19 protein-coding genes are annotated in these 18,867 nt (G+C 66.0%); 9 read left to right on the forward strand and 10 right to left on the reverse strand.

The features are described 5' to 3' along the window. Positions 1 to 32: 32 nt before the first annotated feature. Both prpB and prpD read right to left on the reverse strand, forming a co-directional pair. Positions 33 to 953, reverse strand: coding sequence for a methylisocitrate lyase (gene prpB, locus M3G14_RS04170; protein WP_259924853.1), 921 nt, complete (start codon positions 951 to 953; stop codon positions 33 to 35). Beyond that, on the reverse strand, positions 954 to 2,465 hold the full coding sequence (gene prpD / locus M3G14_RS04175) for a 2-methylcitrate dehydratase PrpD (protein ID WP_259924854.1): 1,512 nt from the start codon (positions 2,463 to 2,465) through the stop codon (positions 954 to 956). A gap of 196 nt (positions 2,466 to 2,661) precedes the next feature. Between prpD and M3G14_RS04180 the strand changes: the two genes are divergently transcribed. Beyond that, positions 2,662 to 3,924: a short-chain fatty acyl-CoA regulator family protein gene (locus M3G14_RS04180; protein ID WP_259924855.1), complete on the forward strand. Its 1,263-nt coding sequence runs from the start codon at positions 2,662 to 2,664 to the stop codon at positions 3,922 to 3,924. Between the two features lies 1 nt (position 3,925). On the opposite strand, the gene M3G14_RS04185 is transcribed toward M3G14_RS04180, so the two are convergent. The 3 genes from M3G14_RS04185 to upp are packed head-to-tail and all read right to left on the reverse strand — an operon-like array spanning position 3,926 to position 7,276. Then, positions 3,926 to 5,332 (reverse strand): NAD(P)H-quinone dehydrogenase, encoded by a 1,407-nt coding sequence (locus M3G14_RS04185; RefSeq protein WP_259924856.1) that lies wholly within the window; start codon positions 5,330 to 5,332, stop codon positions 3,926 to 3,928. Positions 5,333 to 5,380: 48 nt separating this feature from the next. Then, on the reverse strand, positions 5,381 to 6,583 hold the full coding sequence (locus M3G14_RS04190; protein ID WP_259924857.1) for an amidohydrolase: 1,203 nt from the start codon (positions 6,581 to 6,583) through the stop codon (positions 5,381 to 5,383). Between the two features lie 57 nt (positions 6,584 to 6,640). Further along, on the reverse strand, positions 6,641 to 7,276 hold the full coding sequence (gene upp / locus M3G14_RS04195; protein ID WP_259924858.1) for a uracil phosphoribosyltransferase: 636 nt from the start codon (positions 7,274 to 7,276) through the stop codon (positions 6,641 to 6,643). Positions 7,277 to 7,368: 92 nt separating this feature from the next. Between upp and M3G14_RS04200 the strand changes: the two genes are divergently transcribed. From M3G14_RS04200 to M3G14_RS04220, 5 genes are all read left to right on the forward strand, one after another. Further along, positions 7,369 to 7,650: a hypothetical protein gene (locus M3G14_RS04200; protein ID WP_259924859.1), complete on the forward strand. Its 282-nt coding sequence runs from the start codon at positions 7,369 to 7,371 to the stop codon at positions 7,648 to 7,650. Continuing rightward, complete coding sequence (locus M3G14_RS04205) at positions 7,647 to 8,675, forward strand: C40 family peptidase (protein ID WP_259924860.1); 1,029 nt, start codon at positions 7,647 to 7,649, stop codon at positions 8,673 to 8,675. The genes M3G14_RS04200 and M3G14_RS04205 overlap by 4 nt, the downstream gene beginning before the upstream one ends. 51 nt (positions 8,676 to 8,726) lie before the next feature. Continuing rightward, positions 8,727 to 9,965: a hypothetical protein gene (locus M3G14_RS04210; protein ID WP_259924861.1), complete on the forward strand. Its 1,239-nt coding sequence runs from the start codon at positions 8,727 to 8,729 to the stop codon at positions 9,963 to 9,965. Positions 9,966 to 10,014: 49 nt separating this feature from the next. After that, entirely contained in the window at positions 10,015 to 11,151 is a 1,137-nt protein-coding gene (locus tag M3G14_RS04215; RefSeq protein ID WP_259924862.1) for a trimeric intracellular cation channel family protein, read from the forward strand. Positions 11,152 to 11,217: 66 nt separating this feature from the next. Further along, positions 11,218 to 12,504 carry a D-alanyl-D-alanine carboxypeptidase family protein gene (locus M3G14_RS04220; RefSeq protein ID WP_396122187.1) on the forward strand — a complete coding sequence of 429 codons (1,287 nt, stop codon included), beginning with the start codon at positions 11,218 to 11,220 and terminating at the stop codon, positions 12,502 to 12,504. Here M3G14_RS04220 and M3G14_RS04225 read toward each other — a convergent pair. Further along, positions 12,455 to 13,546: a YhjD/YihY/BrkB family envelope integrity protein gene (locus M3G14_RS04225; RefSeq protein ID WP_259924868.1), complete on the reverse strand. Its 1,092-nt coding sequence runs from the start codon at positions 13,544 to 13,546 to the stop codon at positions 12,455 to 12,457. The two genes, M3G14_RS04220 and M3G14_RS04225, sit on opposite strands and share 50 nt — an antisense overlap. A gap of 82 nt (positions 13,547 to 13,628) precedes the next feature. Beyond that, positions 13,629 to 14,636, reverse strand: coding sequence for a tryptophan--tRNA ligase (trpS, locus tag M3G14_RS04230; RefSeq protein ID WP_259924870.1), 1,008 nt, complete (start codon positions 14,634 to 14,636; stop codon positions 13,629 to 13,631). A 337-nt stretch (positions 14,637 to 14,973) separates the two neighbouring features. On the opposite strand from trpS, the gene M3G14_RS04235 reads away from it, so the two are divergent. Genes M3G14_RS04235 through M3G14_RS04245 form a run of 3 tightly spaced genes read left to right on the forward strand, consistent with a single transcriptional unit; the run spans position 14,974 to position 16,687 of the window. After that, positions 14,974 to 15,327 carry a GntR family transcriptional regulator gene (locus M3G14_RS04235; protein ID WP_259924872.1) on the forward strand — a complete coding sequence of 118 codons (354 nt, stop codon included), beginning with the start codon at positions 14,974 to 14,976 and terminating at the stop codon, positions 15,325 to 15,327. Next, entirely contained in the window at positions 15,324 to 16,007 is a 684-nt protein-coding gene (locus M3G14_RS04240) for a hypothetical protein (protein WP_259924873.1), read from the forward strand. Before M3G14_RS04235 ends, M3G14_RS04240 begins: the two co-directional genes overlap by 4 nt. Then, positions 16,004 to 16,687 (forward strand): hypothetical protein, encoded by a 684-nt coding sequence (locus tag M3G14_RS04245; RefSeq protein WP_259924874.1) that lies wholly within the window; start codon positions 16,004 to 16,006, stop codon positions 16,685 to 16,687. The genes M3G14_RS04240 and M3G14_RS04245 overlap by 4 nt, the downstream gene beginning before the upstream one ends. A 16-nt stretch (positions 16,688 to 16,703) precedes the next feature. Here M3G14_RS04245 and M3G14_RS04250 read toward each other — a convergent pair whose 3' ends face one another. From M3G14_RS04250 to M3G14_RS04260, 3 genes are all read right to left on the reverse strand, one after another. Continuing rightward, on the reverse strand, positions 16,704 to 16,907 hold the full coding sequence (locus tag M3G14_RS04250) for a hypothetical protein (protein ID WP_259924875.1): 204 nt from the start codon (positions 16,905 to 16,907) through the stop codon (positions 16,704 to 16,706). Next, positions 16,907 to 17,953, reverse strand: a complete 1,047-nt coding sequence (bioB, locus tag M3G14_RS04255) for a biotin synthase BioB (protein WP_259924876.1) — start codon at positions 17,951 to 17,953, stop codon at positions 16,907 to 16,909. The genes M3G14_RS04250 and bioB overlap by 1 nt, the downstream gene beginning before the upstream one ends. Positions 17,954 to 18,074: 121 nt before the next feature. Next, on the reverse strand, positions 18,075 to 18,866 hold the full coding sequence (locus M3G14_RS04260) for a trimeric intracellular cation channel family protein (RefSeq protein WP_259924877.1): 792 nt from the start codon (positions 18,864 to 18,866) through the stop codon (positions 18,075 to 18,077). Position 18,867 lies beyond the last annotated feature (1 nt).

Here is an 18,867-nt window from a genome sequence, read left to right on the forward strand (position 1 = left end):
TTGGATTAATGGGTGAGGGATGGGGGTGCTGCCTACTCGAAGGTCGGCTTGTAGCTGTCCTTCGAGTAGGTAAAGACCGACTGGTCGAACTGGTTGTACTCGTTGTAGCGGACCAGCTCGTAGAGGCGCGAGCGGTGCTGCATCTTGTCCAACCATTCGGTCTGGGTGCCGGTTGCCGCGATGTCGCGCAGCATGGCTTCGGTCTGGCCCATGGCGATGCGGAACGTGGTCACCGGCCAGATCACGGCGTTGTAGCCGAGGTTCTGCAGCGTGTTGGCCGACAGGAGTTCGGTCTTGCCGAACTCCGTCATGTTGGCCAAAAGCGGGGTGTCCACGGCGGCGCGGAACTTGGCAAAGTCTTCCTCCGAGTACAGGGCCTCGGTGAAGATGAGGTCCGCACCGGCGTCGGCGTAGGCCTTCGCCCGCTCGATGGCCTCGTCGATGCCTTCGATGCCGGCGGCATCGGTGCGGGCGCAGATGACGAACTGGTCGTCGGAGCGCTCGCGCACCGCCGCGGTGATGCGGCGGACCATCAGGTCGCGCGGCACGACTTCCTTGCCGTCGAGGTGCCCGCAGCGCTTCGGGTTGACCTGGTCCTCCAGGTGGAGGCCAGCCAGGCCAACCGCCTCGAACTCGGCGACGGTGCGGGCGGCGCTCATGGGCTCGCCGAAGCCGGTGTCGGCGTCGATGAGCACCGGCAGGTTGGTCGCGCGCGCGATCTGGCCGCCGCGGTTGGCCACCTCAGACAAGGTGGTCAGCCCGATGTCCGGCAGGCCCAGATCGTTGGCCACCACCGCGCCGGAGACGTAGGCGCCTTCGAATGCGCCGATGTCCTCGATCAGGCGGGCGGTGAGCGGGTTGAACGCGCCCGGCAGCTTCGTGATGGTCTCCGCGTTCAGCGACTCGCGCAGTGCTTTGCGACGCTCATGCGGCGTCTTTTCTGGCGCAAACATTTAGAAAATACCTCCTGGGATTTCGGGTGCGTTCGCCTTCGCCTCGTCGCTGACCGCGACGTTGAGCTCGGACAGGTCGGTGAGGTTTTCCAGGTTCTGCACGGCCGCGAGGAAGCGGTCCTGCTCCTCCGGGGTGACGATGCCCTCGGCGAGGGTGCGGAACTTGGTGATGTAGTTTTCGCGCTCGAACGGGCGGGCGCCGAACGGGTGGGCGTCGGCGACGGCCATCTCGTCTTCGATGACGGTGCCGTCCGCGAAGGTGATCACGGCGCGGCAGCCGAAGGCCTTCTCGTTCGGGTCCTGCGAGTGGTAGCGGCGGGTCCACTCCTCGTCTTCGACCGTGGAGATCTTGTGCCACAGCTCGACGGTTTCCTTCCGGCCGGCGCGCTCCGGGGTGTAGGAGTTGACGTGGTGCCAGGTGCCGTCCTCGAGCGCGACGGCAAACATGTACATGATTGAGTGGTCAAGGGTTTCGCGAGATGCGGTGGGATCCATCTTCTGCGGGTCGTTCGCGCCGGTGCCGATGACGTAGTGGGTGTGGTGCGAGGTGTGCAGGACGATGGATTCGATGTCGGCGGTGGACTTGCCAGCATCGGCGATGGTCTGCTTCATGCGGCGCGCCAGGTCGATCGGGGCCTGCGCCTGGTACTCGGCGGAGTGTTCCTTGGTGTAGGTCTCCAAGATGGCGCGCTTGGCCTCGCCGTCGGCCGGCAGCGGGACGATGTAGGTGCGCTCCGGGGAGTGCAGCATCCAGGCGATGAAGCCGTCCTCGCCCTCCCAGATCGGGGCCGGGGCACCCTCGCCGCGCATGGTGCGGTCGACGGCCTCGATGCCCATCTTGCCGGCGAACGCCGGGGCGGAGGCCTTCCAGGAGGAGATCAGGCCCTTGCGGGACTGACGGGTTGCGGTCGTGGTGTGCAGCGCCTGGCCGACGGCCTGGTAGATGGTGTCCACGTCCAGCTCAAGCATCGTGCCGATACCGGCAGCAACCGACGGGCCAAGGTGCGCGACGTGGTCAATCTTCCACTCGTGCAGGCAGATGCCCTTGACCAGGTTGACCTGGATCTCGTAGCCGGTGGCGATGCCGCGGATCAGCGCCTTGCCGTCGAGGCCCTTGTGCTGGGCCACCGCGAGGATCGGCGGGATGTTGTCGCCCGGGTGGGAGTATTCGGCGGCGAGGAAGGTGTCGTGGAAGTCGAGCTCGCGCACGGCGGTGCCGTTGGCGAAGGCGGCCCACTCGGCGGAGAACGAGCCGTCGATGCCGAAGATCTGCGCGCCGCCCTCCGCGACCGGGTGTGCTTCGGCCATGGCGCGGGCCGTGGCGACGGGGCGGCGACCGTAGGAGGCGACTGCGACCGACGCGTTGTCGATGATGCGGTTGATGATCATCTCGCGGGTCTCCTCCGGTACCTCGACCGGGTCGGCCGCGACCTTGGCCACCTTGTAGGCCAGGTGCTCTTCGATGGGGAAGTCGTCGGCGGACTTCCGGGTGCGGACTTCGTGGTTGATCATGTGGTGTGCAACTCCTCGGCGTGTGTGGGGACGAGTGGGCGTCGATAAGCGAGCGCCCTGTTGTTGCAACTCATACTAGGGGCGCGAATGTGGCCCACGTCATTGTCCAATCTGTGGAATTGAGTGTCATGACTACGCACTTTTTGTAAACTTTGTAAAAACACAGTTCAGGGCACGGAAGCAAAGGCGAGACGCAATGAGCAAACACTACGCGGGGGCACGAATTCACACGCTGCGCGCGACCGAGGGGCTGACTCAGGTGGACATGGCGCGCAAACTCGGCATCTCCACCAGCTACCTCAACCAACTCGAAAACGACCAGCGGCCGCTGACCGTCACCGTCCTGCTGCAGCTGACCCAAGTCTTCGGCCTCGACGCCAGCTACTTCTCCCCCGCCGCCGAACAGCGCCTCGCCGGTGAGCTCGCCGAGCTGCTTCCCGACGTCCCCGATGCCGACCTCGCCGACATCGCCCTGCGCTACCCCGCCGTCGCCGAAGGCATCAAGGCGCTGCCCGGGCTCATCTCGGGCACCGCGAGCAACCCCCACATCGTGGTCCGCGACTTCTTTCAGCAGCACAACAACTACTTCCACGACCTCGACTGCGCCGCCGAGGACTTCGCCGCCGACGCGCACACCCGCCAGCTGCGGCTGACCAGCATCGCCGGCACCCTCGACCGCGACTACGGCTACACCGTGCGCTTCAACCAGCCCACCGGCGGCGAGCGCTCACTCGCGGATGCCGCCAGCCGCGAAATCCGCGTCCGCACCGGCCTTTCCGAGGCCCAGCAGTGCTTCGAGCTGTCCTACCACTACGCCTCCATCGCACACCGCCAGCTTCTCGACGCCCACACCTCCCCCATCACCACTCCCCGCGCCCGCCAACTCGCCCGCCACGGACTTGCGCAGTATTTCGCGGCCGCCGCCACGATGCCGTACTCGCTCATTCTGGAGGCGGCGGAGGAAACCCGCTACGACATCGACGTTATCTCCGCCCGCTTCGGCACCGGCTTCGAGTCGACCTGCCAACGCCTCGGCACGCTGCAGCGCCCCGGCGCGGCCGCGATCCCCTTCGTGTTTATCCGCACGGACCGGGCGGGCAATATCTCGAAGCGGCAGTCCACCACCTCGTTCCACTTTTCGCAGCGCGGCGGCACCTGCCCGCTGTGGGTGGTCCACCGCGCCTTCGAAACGCCAAACCGCGTCACCCGGCAGGTCTCCGTCATGCCCGATGGGCGCACGTACCTGTGGGTGGCGCGGATGGTGCAGGGCCCGGCCGTGGAATTCGGCGCGCCCCGCAAAGAAAACGCAGTGGCGCTCGGCTGCGATGCAGCCCACGCCGACCGCATGGTCTACGCCGACGGGCTCGACCTCTCGCCGGACTCCGCCACCCCGATCGGGCCCGGCTGCGAGACCTGCCCGCGGCGCGAATGTCCGCAGCGGGCTTTCCCGGCGCTTTGAGCTAGTCCAGGTCTGACTTCTTGACCAGGCGGCGCGCGGCTTCGGTCACCGAGCCGGACAGCGACGGGTAGACCGCCATGGAGTTGGCCAGCTGCGCGACGGTGAGATTGTTCGCCACCGCGATGGTCAGCGAGTGGATGAGCTCGGAGGCGGTCGGCGCGACGATCACGCCGCCGACGACCTGGCCGGAGCCCTTCCGAGCGAAGATCTTGACAAAGCCGTGCTGCAGCGAGCGCATCTTCGCGCGCGCGTTGGTGGCCAGCTCGAGTTTGTACACGTCGGCGGCGATCTTGCCGTCCTTGATCTCCTGCTCGGTCACGCCCACCGCGGCGATCTCCGGGCGGGTGAACACGGCGTTGCCCACGGTCTTGATGCGCAGCGGTTTGACGCCCTCGCCGAGCGCGTGGTCGACGGCGATGCGGCCCTGCTGGGCAGCAACAGAGGCCAGCGGCATGAGGTCCGTGCAGTCGCCCGCGGCGTAAATACCGGCGACGTTGGTGCGCGAGACGCGGTCGACGTGGATGTGGCCGGACTGGGTGGTCTCTACGCCGGCGGCCTCCAGGTTCAGGTCCGCGGTGTTCGGGATCGAGCCGATGGACATCATCACGTGCGATCCCTCGATGGCGCGCCCGTCGGTGGTGTGGACGATCACGCCGTCGCCGGTGTTTTCCACTCGTTCCACGCGCGCGTCCTTTTCCAGCTGCACGCCGAGGTTGCCCAGGACGGTCTCGAGCACGTCGGCGGCATCCGCGTCGTCGTGCGGCAGGATGCGGTTGCGAGACGCCACCATCGTAACCTTCACGCCCAGCTCGGCGAAGGCGGAGACGAACTCCGCGCCGGTCACGCCGGAGCCGACCACGATGAGGTGGGTCGGCATCTCGATGAGGTTGTACATCTGGCGCCAGTTGAGGATGCGCTCCCCGTCCGGCTCGGCCCCCTTGAGCACGCGCGGGCTCGCACCAGTACAGACGAGCACCATGTCGCAGGTGATCTCCTCGGTCGTGCCGTCGGCAAGCTCGACCTCGAGGCTGTGGGTGGTGTGGCCCTTCTGCTCGTCGTTAAAGCGCGCTCGCCCGTCGATAAATCGCACGCCCACGCGGTCGAGCTGCTCGCGGATGTCGCGCGACTGCTCGGCGGCCAGCGCCACCACGCGGTTGTTCAGCGCGCTCAGTGCCAGCTTCGCTTCGCCCAGGCCGTGGTTGAGCCCCATGTCGTCGGCGCGGCGCAAGTCCGTCTTAATGTTGGCGCCCGCAATGAAGCTTTTCGACGGCACCACGTCCTTCCGGATCGCCGAACCGCCCGCACCCTGGTCCTCGACCACGATGATCTCTGCACCGTAGTTCGACGCGACCAGCGCCGCCTCGTAGCCCGCCGGGCCTCCACCAACAATGACGATCTTCTTCGACACCGAGTTCTTCTCCCCTTAGTGCTTGTACGTAGTTTTTCCTGCGCTAGTCTACCGGCCGGCTGCTGGCGGCGCTGGTTGCGCGTTGAAGTACTGCTCCACCACCGAGCCGAAGAAGCGCACGCCGACGGCGATGGCGCGCTCATCGATATTCAGGTTGCCCTGGTGCAGGTCGAACTTCTCGCCCGCCCCGCTCCACGCGCCGAGGCGCACCATCGCACCGGGCACGTGCTCGAGGTACCAGGAAAAGTCCTCCCCGCCGGACGACTGTGGGGCCGTGACGATGGCGTGCGGGTCCACGGCGCGGCCGGCGGTGGCGGCAAGGGCGGTCGCCGCGTCGTCGTTGAGCACGGGCGGCACCCCGCGCACGTAGTCGAGGTGATAGGTGCAGCCCGTCGGGGCGACAACCAGGTCGATGAGGTCCGTGAGCAGGTCCTCCAGCCCGCGCCACGTGGTGATGTCGGCGGTGCGGATCGTGCCCTCGAGCACGCCCGCCTTCGGGATCGCGTTCGGCGCATCGCCGGCGTCCACGTGCCCGAAGACTAAAACGGTGCCGGTGCGCGGGTCCACGCGCCGCGACAACAACGCCGGCAGCTGGGTGATCAGCGCGCCGAGCGCGTAGACCACGTCCGCGGTCAGCTGCGGGCGCGAGGTGTGCCCGCCCGGGCCTTCGACCCGCAGGCGCAGCACGTCGGAGGCCGAGGTGATCGCCCCGGCGCGCACCCCGACCTGGCCCACGCGCAGTTTCGGCTCCGCGTGCAGCGCGTAGATGGTGCGCACGCCTTCGAGCCCGCCCCACTTGATCACGTCGAGCGCCCCGCCGCCCATGACCTCTTCGGCCGGCTGGAAGATGACGCGTACGCCGTGGGGCAGGTCGACGTCGGCAAGCGCACAGGCGAGCGCCAGGGCGACGGTGGTGTGCACGTCGTGGCCGCAGGCGTGGGAGACCCCCTGCACGGTCGAGGCGAAAGGCAGACCGGTCTGCTCGGTGACTTTCAGCGCGTCAATGTCTGCGCGAAACGCGAGGCGCTCCCCCGTCTCCGGGCCGATGTCCACGTACAGGCCCGTGCCGGGAAAGGGCACTGGCTGCAGGCCGTGCGCGACCAGCACGCCGTGCAAAAACTTGGTGGTCTCGACCTCTTCGTCGGACAGCTCCGGGTGCGAGTGCAGATGGCGACGCCACCCCAAAATCTCCTCGTGGTGCTGCGCCACCCAAGCGTCGACGGCCGCCGCGATCGATGCCGTTTCTGCCACTGCGCCTCCTTCTGCCTCGCGTATTTCGTGTTGAACGTGTTAAGTCTACGCGCCCCCTTACAAGTCAATATTGCGCGGGCCGTAGAGACGGTCGCCCGCATCGCCCAGGCCCGGCACGATATAGGCCTGCTCGTTGAGCCCCGGGTCGATCGCGGCAGTGATCAGCCGGACCGGCCCGCCGTGCGCTTTGAGCTTGTCGACGCCCGGCTGCGCACTCACCATGCACACGCACGTAATATCGTCCGCCCCGCGCGCGACCAACAGGTCGATCGCATGGATGAGCGAGCCGCCGGTGGCCAGCATCGGGTCCACCAAAAACACCGGCTGGCCCGACAGGTCCTCCGGCAGCGCCTCGAGGTACGGCACCGGCTGGTGCGTTTTTTCGTCGCGCGCCATGCCGATGAAACCGACCTGTGCATCCGGGATCATCGACAACGCCGGGTCGATCATGCCGAGACCGGCGCGGATGATCGGCACGATAATCGGCGGGGTGCGCAGCCGGGAACCGCGCGCGGTGGCCACGGGCGTGATGGTGTCGAAGGTTTCCACCTCGAGGTCGCGGCAGGCCTCGTAGATGAGCATGGCGCCTAAGTCCGCGAGCGCTGCGCGGAAGGCGGCGTTGTTACTGCGCTCGTCGCGCATGATGGTCAAACGGGAGGCGGCCAGGGGGTGTTCCACAACGGTGATGTCCATAGGGCCCAATGGTAGACGAGGATTTCGCCCTCGCTTCAAGCTTTTTCACATTCAGAGGGAACCGGAGGGGTGTTGCGTGCGTCTAACTACGCATGGACGTATTTGAACTTGAAGCCTCGCTCGTGAATTCGCACACCGACTCACTGCGCGCTGATGCCGGCGCGCTCAACCACCTTTCCCACCTACCCATCCCGGAACTCGGGCCCGTGGCCAACTTCGCCCGCGCCGTCGATGACGCCATTGCCTGCGCCAACGGCAAGGCCGACGAGCTGTGTGAGGCGGCCCACCGCATCGCCGGCAACATGGACTTAACGGCCCGGGCGGCCAACTTGGTCGACGAGTCCACCGGACAGTGTCTGGAGGCGGGACTGTGAACACGCAGACACTCGGCACCGCGCTGACCCAATTCGCTCAGCACCCCACGGTGGACGCCACGCTCAACGTGGCCAAGGGCTCACCGATCGACCCGATTTACGCGATGGGCAAGATCCTCGGGGCCTGCCCCGAACCGATCCCGACTTTGCCGCCGTTTTCCACGCCCGGTTTTGACGACTTCGCAGCACTCGCCGGCATGGTCGGCGGTGACCCGCAGCGTTTCCAGGAGGCCGCGGTGTCGCTTGCCGCGCAGCGCGACGAGATCAGCGACCTGGTCGTCGCCGGCGGTGTGTACGTCACCACGGCGGTCGCCGAGCTGGTTTCCACCGCGAATTCGATGGTTCGCAACGCGCTTGCCGCCGCCGGCGCGGCTACGGCCGGCGGCCCGCTTGCCCAGCTCGCCGCGGCCGCGCCCGTCGTCGCTGCCGGGCTGACCCGCGCTGGGCTGATCCTGGACTCGCTCGGCAAGGACCTCGACAGCCTGGCGCATAAGCTCAACGAAACGACAGCGGCGCGTCAGGGACAGCAGGCGCTCAAGGCGTCGCCAATTGCCCAGCAGGCCGAGCACACGCTGCGCTCGCTTGCCGACGCCCCGCAGGTCACCCCCACCAATGCCTCCGCAGATGTCGCCCCGCTGGAGCCGAACCACCCGGTCTCCGGCGAGCTCGACGAGCGCCCCAACGCCGCGGGCAACGCCGCAGTGCAGGCCGCGAAGTCGCAGCTGGGCACCCCGTACGTGTGGGGCGGCAGCCAGCCGGGCGGATTCGATTGCTCGGGGCTGACCTCGTGGGCGTATAACCAGGCCGGGGTGGACATTCCGCGCACCGCCGCGGAGCAGGCAATCGGCCAGCAGGTTGCCTACGAGGACCTGCAGGAAGGCGACCTGGTGGTGTGGGACGGGCACGTGGCCATGTACGCCGGCGACGGGATGATGATCGAGGCGGGCGACCCCGTCCAGCTCAACCCGGTGCGCACCGAGAACATCGGCATGCCGTTTCGCGGCTTCTGGCGGCCGACGGCCTAGCGCGCGGGTTGGGTGTGGTGCGCGCGCTGGGTTTTAGTAGAGTTTGCGTTCATGAGCACGCGCGCAATCCTCCCCGTGAAAATCTCGCTGACCCAGGGCGACTTCTACACCCTGTGGGCCCCTACTTGGAAGGAACACGGTGCCGAGTGGCAGGCGTTCCTGGGCGACGACGAGTCCGTGTTGGTGTTCGACTCGCCGGCCGAGCTGTTGGCCTACCTGAACACGCACGCCAAGCACGACCTGAGCGATCACCCGAAGTGGGCGGCGTTTAGCGCCCAGGGCGACGACCGGGTCGTCCCGGACGACAAGCACACCTTCGACATCATCGGCGCGCCCGAGTATCTCGCCGGCCGCCCCAGCCACGTGAACGTGTCGTCATTAAGCGGCGTGCTGCAAATCGCGCGCTCCCTGGCTGATGTGGCGAGCGCCGAGCACGCGCAGATCTTCTTCGCTTCCCACTCCGTGCTGGGTAACGTCGCCCGCGGCTCAGAGCACTACTCCGGCGACAACGGCATGGACGAATGGTCCGGCCTCGGCCACATCGTGCTGGCGAATTGGAAGGACGTTGTCGCCTCGCTGGATTCCTCCGTGCGTCGTGTCCCGGCGAGCGAGCTCGACGCGGCCGCGGTGAGCGCCGCCACCAGCGCCATCGAGTCCGCCCAGACGGCCCGCGCGCAGGCGAAGCAGGACGAGGAGACCAAGGCGAAGGAGCAGGCGGCGGCCGCGGATCCTTACGACTCCACGCTGTGGGCCAGCGCCGGTATCGACCCGGTCAAGATCTCTGTGCAGGGCAAGAGTGTCTACACGCTGCGCACCTACCTGGGCTCTACCCCGGTATTTCTGGGCAAGTTCGGCGAGATCTTCACCTTCCCCACCGGCAAGCACTTGGCCCGCTGGATTCTCGAGCACGACGACCACGACCTCGGCGGCGTGTCCACCTGGCCGGATGTGGTCAGCGCTGCGAACGCCGGCACGTTGAAGGTCGAGGTCCACCCGGACAACTCCTATTCCTTCAACGGCCTGTCCGAGGACATTGCCAAGGGCATCGATGCCGTGGATACCCAGCAGATGGCGAAGGCCTACGAGCTGCTTGCCGACGCCGCGGACTGGGCCAAGGACGATTCCCTCAATGAGTTCCTGCTGGCCAACCCGCGCTTCCAGGACTACCTGGCGTACATGCTCGGCTCCACCGAGGCCGCCGGCTACGTGCCGTCGGCACCGTTTACGGACAAGGCGCAAAGCTGGCGCGAGATGGAAGATCAGCTGATCAAGCGTTTCTCCAAGTTCTAGGCCATACTCATCTCTCTTTACCACTGGTCATCTCTTAGAATGTGGTGCTATGACTGCCGACCAAGTCGATCCGCTCATCACCGCTATCTACCGGTGGTTTGACGTCTCCGGCGTGCTGCTGATGGGCGTCATCGGCGGCACGCTCGCGCGCCACCGCGGCTACGACATCATTGGCTTCTTCTTCATCGCCATGCTTTCCGCCCTCGGCGGCGGTATGCTTCGCGACGTCCTGATCAACGAGGGCACCGTCGCCGCCATGAGCCAGCCGGAGTACCTCATCCTGGCGTTCACCGGCGCGCTCATCGCCCGCTTCACCTACTTCAAGGGCAAGGCCTGGGAGTTTCTGCAAAGCCACGGCGACGCGCTCGTCTCCGCGCTGTGGGCAGCGACCGGCGCGTCGAAGGCAATCCAGTACGGGCTGCCGATTTTGCCCACCATCATGATGGGCGTGTTCACCGCAACCGGGGGCGGCATGCTTCGCGACGTCGTCACCGGCGGCGTGCCCTCCATCTTCGGCGACAACCAGCCCACCGTCATCCCCGCGGTCGCCTGTTCGCTGATCACGCTGCTCGGCAGCGCCACCGGCTACATGGCGCTCGGCATGATCGTGGGGCCGGTGGTGAGCTTTGCCCTCTTCCTGATCGGTTACTACGGCAACTGGCGCGTCTCCACTAACCCCGAATACGCCCCGGTCAACCAGGGCGCGGCACAGGTGGCCACGCTGGCGAAGAAGGCGGAGCACCGCTCCCGCGCCGTCGCCCGCGAGCTGGAGCCGACGCGCGTGCGCTCCTGGCGCCACCGCCAGATGGAAAAGGCCCTGCAGCGCCGGATTGAAAACGAGGTGAAGAAAGGCAAGCGGCGCTCCACAGCCCAGCACGAGGCGAACGATTTTCTGGAGGACTTCACCACCGAGTTCGCCGCGATCGACCCGTCGATGCTCCCCGAGGGGGACTCCCCGCAGGAGAAGGAGGAGAGCCTTTTCGACGGCCTCGGCGTCGATCTCGCCGGCGACTCCTACGACGACTACGACGCGGATCCGCGCACCGGCCAGTTCGAGGCCGTCGACCCGGAGACGGTGGCGATGCACAACGACATGTTGGATACGATCCTCGCCGACGAGAAGCTCACCGACGAACTCATCGAGCGGCTCGCCGCCCGCTACGCCAAACGCGATAAGGAAACGTAGCGCATCCCCGGCCGCGCGCGTGCCGCGCCACTGTCGCACCGAAGCGGCGGCGTACCATCAGTCGCTGTGCCCAGAAACTCTCGTTCGTATGTCTCTCGCCTCTGCGCGTTGCTGTTGACCGCGCCCCTTGCCGTCGGTAATCCTGCCCTCGCGCAGGAGCCCACCGAAGCGACCGAGAGGACTTTGGAACCGGCCGAGGGCTACTTCGCCGACACCGGCGAGTGGATCCCGCCGGTGCGCATCGAGGCACCGAACACCGACAACTGCCCGAACGCGGAGCACCCGCCCCGTGCCGTGTCCACCTCCGAGCGCCTCGCACCCGGCGTCCCCGCGCCCGCGCCCCTCCCGCAAGATTACGACGGGCCGTGCGGCGTCATCACCCCCGAGGGCTACGCCGTGCCTGACGACGTCTACGCCTCCGCCTGGCTCGTCGCCGACGCGGACACCGGCGAGGTTGTCGCGATGAAGGACCCGCACGGGCGCTACCGGCCGGCGTCGGTGATCAAGGTGCTGCTCGCGCTCGTGGCTATCGACGAGCTCCCGCTGGACAAGCAGGTCACCGTCTCCGCGGAGTCTGCGGAGCAGGAAGGTTCGCGCGCAGGCCTCGGCGCGGGCGGTACCTACACCGTCGACGATCTGCTCCACGGGCTGCTCATGGCTTCGGGCAACGACACCGCTCACGCGCTTGCCCAGGAGCTCGGCGGCGACGAGGAGACGCTGCGCAAGGTCAACGCGGTCGCCCACGAGCTGGGCATGCGCGATACCTTTGTCGCTTCCTACTCCGGGCTCGACGCGCCCGGGATGTCGTCGTCTGCGTGGGATCTGGGCCTGGCCTACCGTGCTGCCTTCCGCAACCCCGTCTTCGCAGCGACGGTCGACACGGAGTCGTACCCCTTCCCCGGTTTCGACGACACCCCCGGCTTCGAGATGTGGAACGACAACCAGCTCTACTTGCAGGACCCGGACGGCATCGGCGGCAAGACCGGGTTCACCGACGACGCCAATCACACCTTCGTCGGTGCCGTCGACCACGACGGCCGCCGCCTTTTCGCCGTCGTCCTCGATACCACCATTGGCGAGCGCCGAGCATGGGGCCAGGCGCAGGAGCTGCTCCACGCCGCCTACCCCATCGAAGCAGGAAAAGGCGTCGCCTCGCTTATCGACGCCGCGCCAACCCCCACCACCGCGCCAAACCCAGCCCCGACCCCTGCCCCCACAACAGAAAACACACCGGCGACGCCCCCGTGGCTGTCCATCGGGATCGTCGCCGGTGTCACCGTGCTCGCGCTTGTGGCGCTTGTGCTTAGTCTCGGGTCAAGAGGGAAACGACCCCGACACCGAGCGCGCCAATAGCGGCACCAACGCCAACCGCCTTGCCGGTACCAGTATTGCGCGACTCCTGGCGTGCGGCGCCCGCGCGTACGTTGATCACCGCAGGCTCCGGCAGCTCGGCGGGAGCCAGGCGCAGGCTCTCCTCTGTCGTTGCCGTCCACGCGGAGACGTAGAGGACCACGCGCCAAATCAGGTACAGCACAATCATGAGCGAGATCAGCGGTCCGAAAATCGCGCCGGCCGGGTTGCCCGTCATCGCGCCGATGATCACGCCAGCGAACTGCTTAATCACCTCGAAGATAATTGCGCCGAGCAGCGCGCCCTTCATACCCGACTTCACCGGCACCTTCGTGCGCGGCAAAAACATCACGACCCACAGCATGACCAGGAAGTTAGCCAGCACGCCTACGAGCAGGCCCACGACCCACACCAGCACGCGCGCGCCCGGCATCTCGCCGAGACCGACATAGTCGAGCAAGCTATCGGTCCAGCCGGATACGCCCAGCGCGGTGACCGCGAAAGCGACGACGAACAGGACAATCAGGCCGATCAAGCCCAGCAGGTCCCACAGCTTCTTCGTCACGAAGTTGCCGCCCTCGTCCGCGTCCAGGTTCCACATCGCGGAGACACCGACGCGCAGGTTGTTCATCCAGCCCAACCCCGACCACAAAGTGGTGAGCAAACCGATGCCGGCCACGGCCCCGCGCTGGTCGATCGCGGACTGAATCAGGTCGTTGACCATGCTGCCCATATCGCCTTCAAGGCTTTCGGTGACCTGGTCCTGGATCTGCTGCATCAGGTCAGGCCGCGCGTTGAGGAAGAAGCCGAGGCCCGCGAACACCAGCATCAAAAGCGGGAACAGCGACAGCACAGAAAAGTACGTAATTCCGGCGGCGAACTGGTTGCCGCCCTGCGCGCCAAAGCGCTCATTCATGCGCATCAGGTGGTCGACGGCAGGTGCCTTCTGCGCGAGCCCGTCGTCACCGCCTTGCTGTTGCTTGGTTGCCCGTTCGATGCCATGGTCGTCGGTGTACGCCTTGGCTGGCGACGTCGATGTTGCCATACGGCAGTCCTTCCTGAAGTCAGTGAACTGGTGTCAGGCACTCAATCGTAGAGGAAAGCTGCAGGCGCGGATACGTGAGCGTCTAGGCGCGCTTGAGAAAACCAGTCTTCTCGTAGACTTCGGCCAGCAGCGGCGCGGCTACTTCGCGGGCGCGATCGGCACCGCGCGCCAGAATCGCCTCGAGCTCCGCGCGGTCCGCCATCAGCTCCTCATAGCGTGCGCGCAGCGGCGTGGTGAAGGCCTCGAGCGCATCGGCGGTATCGACCTTGAGCGCGCCGTAGCCCTGCCCCTCGTAGCCGGCGACCAGGTCATCGATAGACTTGCCCGTCAGCGCCGACTGGATGACCAGCAGGTTCGACACGCCAGGTTTGTTCTCCTTGTCGTACGCAATCACGCCGTCGGTGTCGGTCACGGCGGAGCGGATGCGCTTTGCCGACGTCTTCGGCTCGTCCAGCAGGTTGATCAGACCCTTCGGGTTCGCGCCCGACTTGCTCATCTTGGAGGTCGGATCCTGCAGATCGTAAATCTTCGCCGCGCCCTCCGGGATGAAGCCCTCCGGCACCACGAAGGTCTCGCCGCGCTTGGCGTTGAAGCGCTCCGCCAGGTTGCGCGTCAGCTCCAGGTGCTGGCGCTGATCCTCACCTACCGGCACGAGGTGCGGCGAGTAGAGCAGAATGTCCGCGGCCATCAAGACGGGATAGGTAAACAGGCCCACCGAAGTGCGGTCCTGCCCCTGCTTCTGGCTCTTGTCCTTGAACTGTGTCATGCGGCTGGCCTCGCCGAAACCGGTCAGGCACTGCAGTACCCAGGTCAGCTCGGCGTGCTCAGGCACGTGCGACTGCACGAACAACGTGGATTTCTCCGGGTCGATACCCAGCGCGATCAGTTGCGCGCAGCCGGCGATCGTACGCTGCCGGAGCTCCTCCGGGTCCTGCTCCACCGTGATCGCGTGCAGGTCAGGGATGAAGTAGAACGCCTCATAGTCGTCCTGCAGGTCGATCCACTGCTTGAGCGCACCCAGGTAGTTACCCAGGTGGTAAGAGTCGGCGGTGGGCTGGATTCCGGAAAGGACGCGTTTCATACACCACATATTAACCCGATACGCAATCGAGGGGACCGGGGGTTCTTTATCGCTACGATGAAGCCGCTCGCCCCCTCCTCTCGGCGCGCAACTGCTCGCCTTAAGTGTCCGCTGCCCCATCCATGCAATGTGTCTCGGTTCCATTGTGTCGGTGCAGTTGCACCCCAGATGTTGCTGGTCAGTGGGTGCATACAGCGGTTACGGAGCCGCCACCGGCACCCAAGAGCTCTCGCTTCACGACGACCATCTCGCCCATACCGACAATACCCTCGACACCAGCCCCACCCGGCGCGTTGAAAAAATTTGGGGTTGACACGCCAGCCTTTTCGGTTATATGGTTACCCACATGAGTGGCAAACCCATCTACCAACAGATTGCCGATGAGTTACGTGACCTCATCGGCGCTGGCACCCTCGCCCCCGGCGACCGGGTGCCGTCCACCAACGAGCTGTCCGCCTATCACTCCGTCAACCCAACAACCTCCGCCAAGGCACTCACCGAACTATTCAACGAGGGCCTACTGGAAAAGCGTCGCGGGCTCGGCATGTTTGTTCTAGAGAGTGCGCGTGACCAGGTATTAGGTACGCGTCGTGAGGCATTTGCCCGCGACTTTGTCCAACCGCTTGTCCATGAGGCCAACCAGCTCGGCATCACCACCGAGGAGCTGGCCGCAATGATTGAAAAGGAGCGCACCCAATGAACCCCGGCTTCTACGCGCTGGTCGGCCCAAACGCCGCCGGCAAAACACACTTCCTACACACGCTCATGGGCCCGCACGCCGCGTTTGTCCCGGCTGGTGCGGACGCGAAGTTTGCGGGCACGACCGTAGACGGCCACCTGCGCGCGGTCGCGGCCATCCACCCACATGTAGAGCTCGACTTCCCCAACACCCGCATCAGGGACCTCTCCGTTGGGCAGCGCCGCCTCCTCACCATCGAGGTAGCCCTAGCCATCGGCAAGGACCTGCTACTCCTCGACGAGCCGTTTGACGGCATCGACACCACCACCCGCAAACAGGTCCGCCAGCGGCTGATTGACTACATCGCGGAGAACCCGCAGCGCAGCGTGGTGATGGCGTCGCATCGCGCCGAGGACTTCGCCGGTTTGGCCACCCATGTCATGCAGACATTCGATCACGAGGTCTCGCGCCCTGTCCCACTCGACGACGCCCGCCTGTGTTTTCCGACGGTCACCGGCCCCACCGCCGAGATCAAAGAACTTATCGCCCGCTTCCCCGTCGCCGAGACGGCGAGCCTCGGGCCAACGACACGCGCCACTTTCGCTGAACCCATCAGTGAGAACGATGTCCACCTGCCCATCGAATACCCGGACGATGCCGAACTCATCGACCTCCTTGCGACAGAAAGGCCCGCACGATGAAACTCTTCCTTAGCCCCTTCAAGCCACTGTCCTACCTGGTGGCGCTGGCCGTATTACTGATCCTGGTCCCTCTGGGCCGTTTCTACAGTGGAGATGGTTCCTTCTGGACCATCTTCGGAGGCTTCGCCCTGACCGCCCTATTTACCCTCGCTGGCACGCAGTGGAGCGCGTTAAACCAGCTCGGCGCGAGCTTTTCCGCGTGGATGAACTCGGCAACAATCACCGCCGTCATTGCTGCGGTGGTACTTGGAGTGTCCACCGCGGCATCCTCGATCTACAACCAGTTCAAGAACCCGTACTACCAGCCCTATGACCTGTTCTTATTCACCAACGGCGCAGACGTACCCTGGACGGACACGAACGGCGATGTCTACATCATGGCGAACGCCGGGCAAGACACCACATCTATGACCCTGACGATACTGCTCCACATCGCGTTCTTCTTCGTGGCTGCCATCGTGGGGGTTGCGCTCGGCTTGGTCTACGCCTCCTACGGCACCGGGCGCGTCCTCATCACCGCATTTTCCACCTTCCTCATGGCGGTGGCGCTGTACTGGGCAATAGAGTCCCCTGTAGGCGATTGGGACACCGCCGCTGCCAGTGGCATATGCGCCGCATGCCTAGTCACACTCGCCGTCAGCGCGGTGGCGTTTCGTAGCACAAAGCGCTTCGTGCCCTAGCAACCACTCGCGCCCCCTAACGCTCCAGCCACTCCGAGCGCAGCAGCCCGTGGCGGGAGCAGCAGGCCTCCCACCCAAAGGGGCTGATCTTCACCACCATGCGGCGCTCGCAGACCGGGCAGATCCGCGGCGCGTCGTAGGGGCGGTTCGGGTTGATGGGCAGTTGGAGCTCGCCGGACAAGATGGCGTCGGCAAGCTCGGTGCTCTCAGGCACGCGCATTAGAGGGCCTTGATGGTGTCGTAGAGCGCGCCGTGGCCGGACTTCATCTTCTGGCCGACCGGCGTAATGCCCAGGTCGAGCACGCGGTCGACGGCCTCGCGGTCCTGCTCGATCGGGCGGCCCAGGGTGGTCAGGTAGTTGCCGCCAATAATGGCGTTTGCGCCGCCGAGCAGGCCGGCCTCGGTGCCGTCGTCGCCAAGCGCGAGCTCAGTGCCGCCGGCAAAGCGCAGCTGGGCGGTCGGCATGGCCAGGCGGAATGCGGCCACCGCGCGCAGCGCCTCGCCCTGCGGCACGAGCGGGCGATCCTCAAACGGGGTGCCCGGGCGCGGGTCGAGGAAATTCATCGGGACCTCGTGCGGCTCGATCTCGGCGAGCTGGGCGGCGAACTCGGCGCGCTGCTCCAGGGACTCGCCCAGGCCAATGATGCCGCCGCAGCAGGTTTCCATGCCCTCTGCCAGCACGTACTCAAGGGTGTTCTTGCGCTCCTCCCAAGTGTGGGTGGTCACAACGTTGGGGAAGAAGGACTTCGCAGTCTCGAAGTTGTGGTTGTAGCGGGACACGCCCATCTGCTTGAGCTGGCGCGCCTGGTCCTGGGTGAGGATGCCCAGGGAGGCGGAGATGGAGATGTCCACTTCCTCCTGGATGGCGGTGACGGCCTCGGCGACCTGGTCAAGCAGCTGCTGGGTCGGGCCCTTGACGGCGGCGACGATGCAGAACTCGGCCGCGCCCATCTTCTCGGACTGCTTGGCGGCCTCGACGAGCTCGTTGATATCCAGCGTCACGGCGCGGACCGGGGACTCGAAGAGACCGGACTGGGAGCAGAAGTGGCAGTCCTCGGGGCAGCCGCCGGTCTTCAGCGAGATGATGCCCTCGAGCGAGACGTCCACGCCACAGTGCTTGATGCGGGTCTCGTGCGCGATCTCAAGCAGTTCCTTGAGGTCCTCGTCCGGCACTTGCAGGACCTGGAGGATCTCCTCCTGGTTCAGGCCTTCACCCTTTTCCAGGGCCTTTTCGCGGGCGATATCAAGAATTGGTGCATGTGACATGGGTAATACTCCGTTCTCAATGTAATTGCTGACAAAAGGCTACCCCATACATTGAACACCGTTCAGTCATCCTCCGAAAAAGCCCCCGCTTCCCCAAATCTGGGGGCGGGGACGCTCCGTTTTAGTTTTCCGGTCGGCGGCGCTCACTGCGCGGTGGAAGCCGCATCTTCCGCAGGCCCCGGTACGCCGTCCTCGCACCCGGGATCCGGCGAGCTCGCTGGTACAAGAACGTGGTGAGCGCGTCGCGCGGATCGTACGCGGCCGCCGCCTCCTCGTCGTACTCGTAGACGGGCAGGCTCCAGCCCCGTTTCAGCGACAGCAGGCGCACCCCCAGCACCGCCGTCAGGGTGACCAGGATGACCACCCACTCGTGCGCGCCCAGCCAGGTCAGCGCCCACCACACCACGACACCGATGACGGCGGCGGAGGCGTACATCTCTTTGTGAAAGACGAGTGGGACGCGGTCGGAAAGCACGTCGCGAAGCACGCCGCCGAACACACCGGTGGTCACCGCCGCCACGCACGCGATGATGAAGCCGTGGCCGTGACTGACCGCCGTCTGGATGCCCAGCACGGCGAAGGTTGCCAGCCCGATCGCGTCGGCGACCAGGAAGCTGCGCCGCAGCCGCACCATCAGCCAACTCACCCGCACCGTAACGGCCGCGGCAACGATCACGGTGAGCAGGTAGAGCGGCTGCTCGACCCAGGTCACCGGGTAGGTGCCCAGGACGACGTCGCGGACCGTGCCGCCGCCGAGCGCGGTGAGCGCGCCCAAGGTGATCACGCCGAAGAGGTCCATGCGCATCCGCCCGGCCGCGACTGCCGCGGTCATCGCCTCGGCGATGATGCCGATGAGGTAGAGGATGACCAGCAGGTGTTCGGTGCTGAAGCCGGCGAAGAAGTCAGCGATCATG

Source organism: Corynebacterium sp. p3-SID1056, from assembly GCF_025152525.1.
Classification (GTDB): Bacteria; Actinomycetota; Actinomycetes; order Mycobacteriales; family Mycobacteriaceae; genus Corynebacterium.

What these genes read in the sequence shown, in the direction of transcription:
- prpB (WP_259924853.1), bottom strand. Translation starts at nt 953, where the DNA reads ATGTTTGCGCCAGAAAAGACGCCGCATGAGCGTCGCAAAGCACTGCGC.
- prpD (WP_259924854.1), bottom strand. Translation starts at nt 2,465, where the DNA reads ATGATCAACCACGAAGTCCGCACCCGGAAGTCCGCCGACGACTTCCCC.
- M3G14_RS04180 (WP_259924855.1), top strand. Translation starts at nt 2,662, where the DNA reads ATGAGCAAACACTACGCGGGGGCACGAATTCACACGCTGCGCGCGACC.
- upp (WP_259924858.1), bottom strand. Translation starts at nt 7,276, where the DNA reads ATGGACATCACCGTTGTGGAACACCCCCTGGCCGCCTCCCGTTTGACC.
- M3G14_RS04200 (WP_259924859.1), top strand. Translation starts at nt 7,369, where the DNA reads ATGGACGTATTTGAACTTGAAGCCTCGCTCGTGAATTCGCACACCGAC.
- M3G14_RS04210 (WP_259924861.1), top strand. Translation starts at nt 8,727, where the DNA reads ATGAGCACGCGCGCAATCCTCCCCGTGAAAATCTCGCTGACCCAGGGC.
- M3G14_RS04215 (WP_259924862.1), top strand. Translation starts at nt 10,015, where the DNA reads ATGACTGCCGACCAAGTCGATCCGCTCATCACCGCTATCTACCGGTGG.
- M3G14_RS04225 (WP_259924868.1), bottom strand. Translation starts at nt 13,546, where the DNA reads ATGGCAACATCGACGTCGCCAGCCAAGGCGTACACCGACGACCATGGC.
- trpS (WP_259924870.1), bottom strand. Translation starts at nt 14,636, where the DNA reads ATGTGGTGTATGAAACGCGTCCTTTCCGGAATCCAGCCCACCGCCGAC.
- M3G14_RS04235 (WP_259924872.1), top strand. Translation starts at nt 14,974, where the DNA reads ATGAGTGGCAAACCCATCTACCAACAGATTGCCGATGAGTTACGTGAC.
- M3G14_RS04240 (WP_259924873.1), top strand. Translation starts at nt 15,324, where the DNA reads ATGAACCCCGGCTTCTACGCGCTGGTCGGCCCAAACGCCGCCGGCAAA.
- M3G14_RS04245 (WP_259924874.1), top strand. Translation starts at nt 16,004, where the DNA reads ATGAAACTCTTCCTTAGCCCCTTCAAGCCACTGTCCTACCTGGTGGCG.
- M3G14_RS04250 (WP_259924875.1), bottom strand. Translation starts at nt 16,907, where the DNA reads ATGCGCGTGCCTGAGAGCACCGAGCTTGCCGACGCCATCTTGTCCGGC.
- bioB (WP_259924876.1), bottom strand. Translation starts at nt 17,953, where the DNA reads ATGTCACATGCACCAATTCTTGATATCGCCCGCGAAAAGGCCCTGGAA.
- M3G14_RS04260 (WP_259924877.1), bottom strand. Translation starts at nt 18,866, where the DNA reads ATGATCGCTGACTTCTTCGCCGGCTTCAGCACCGAACACCTGCTGGTC.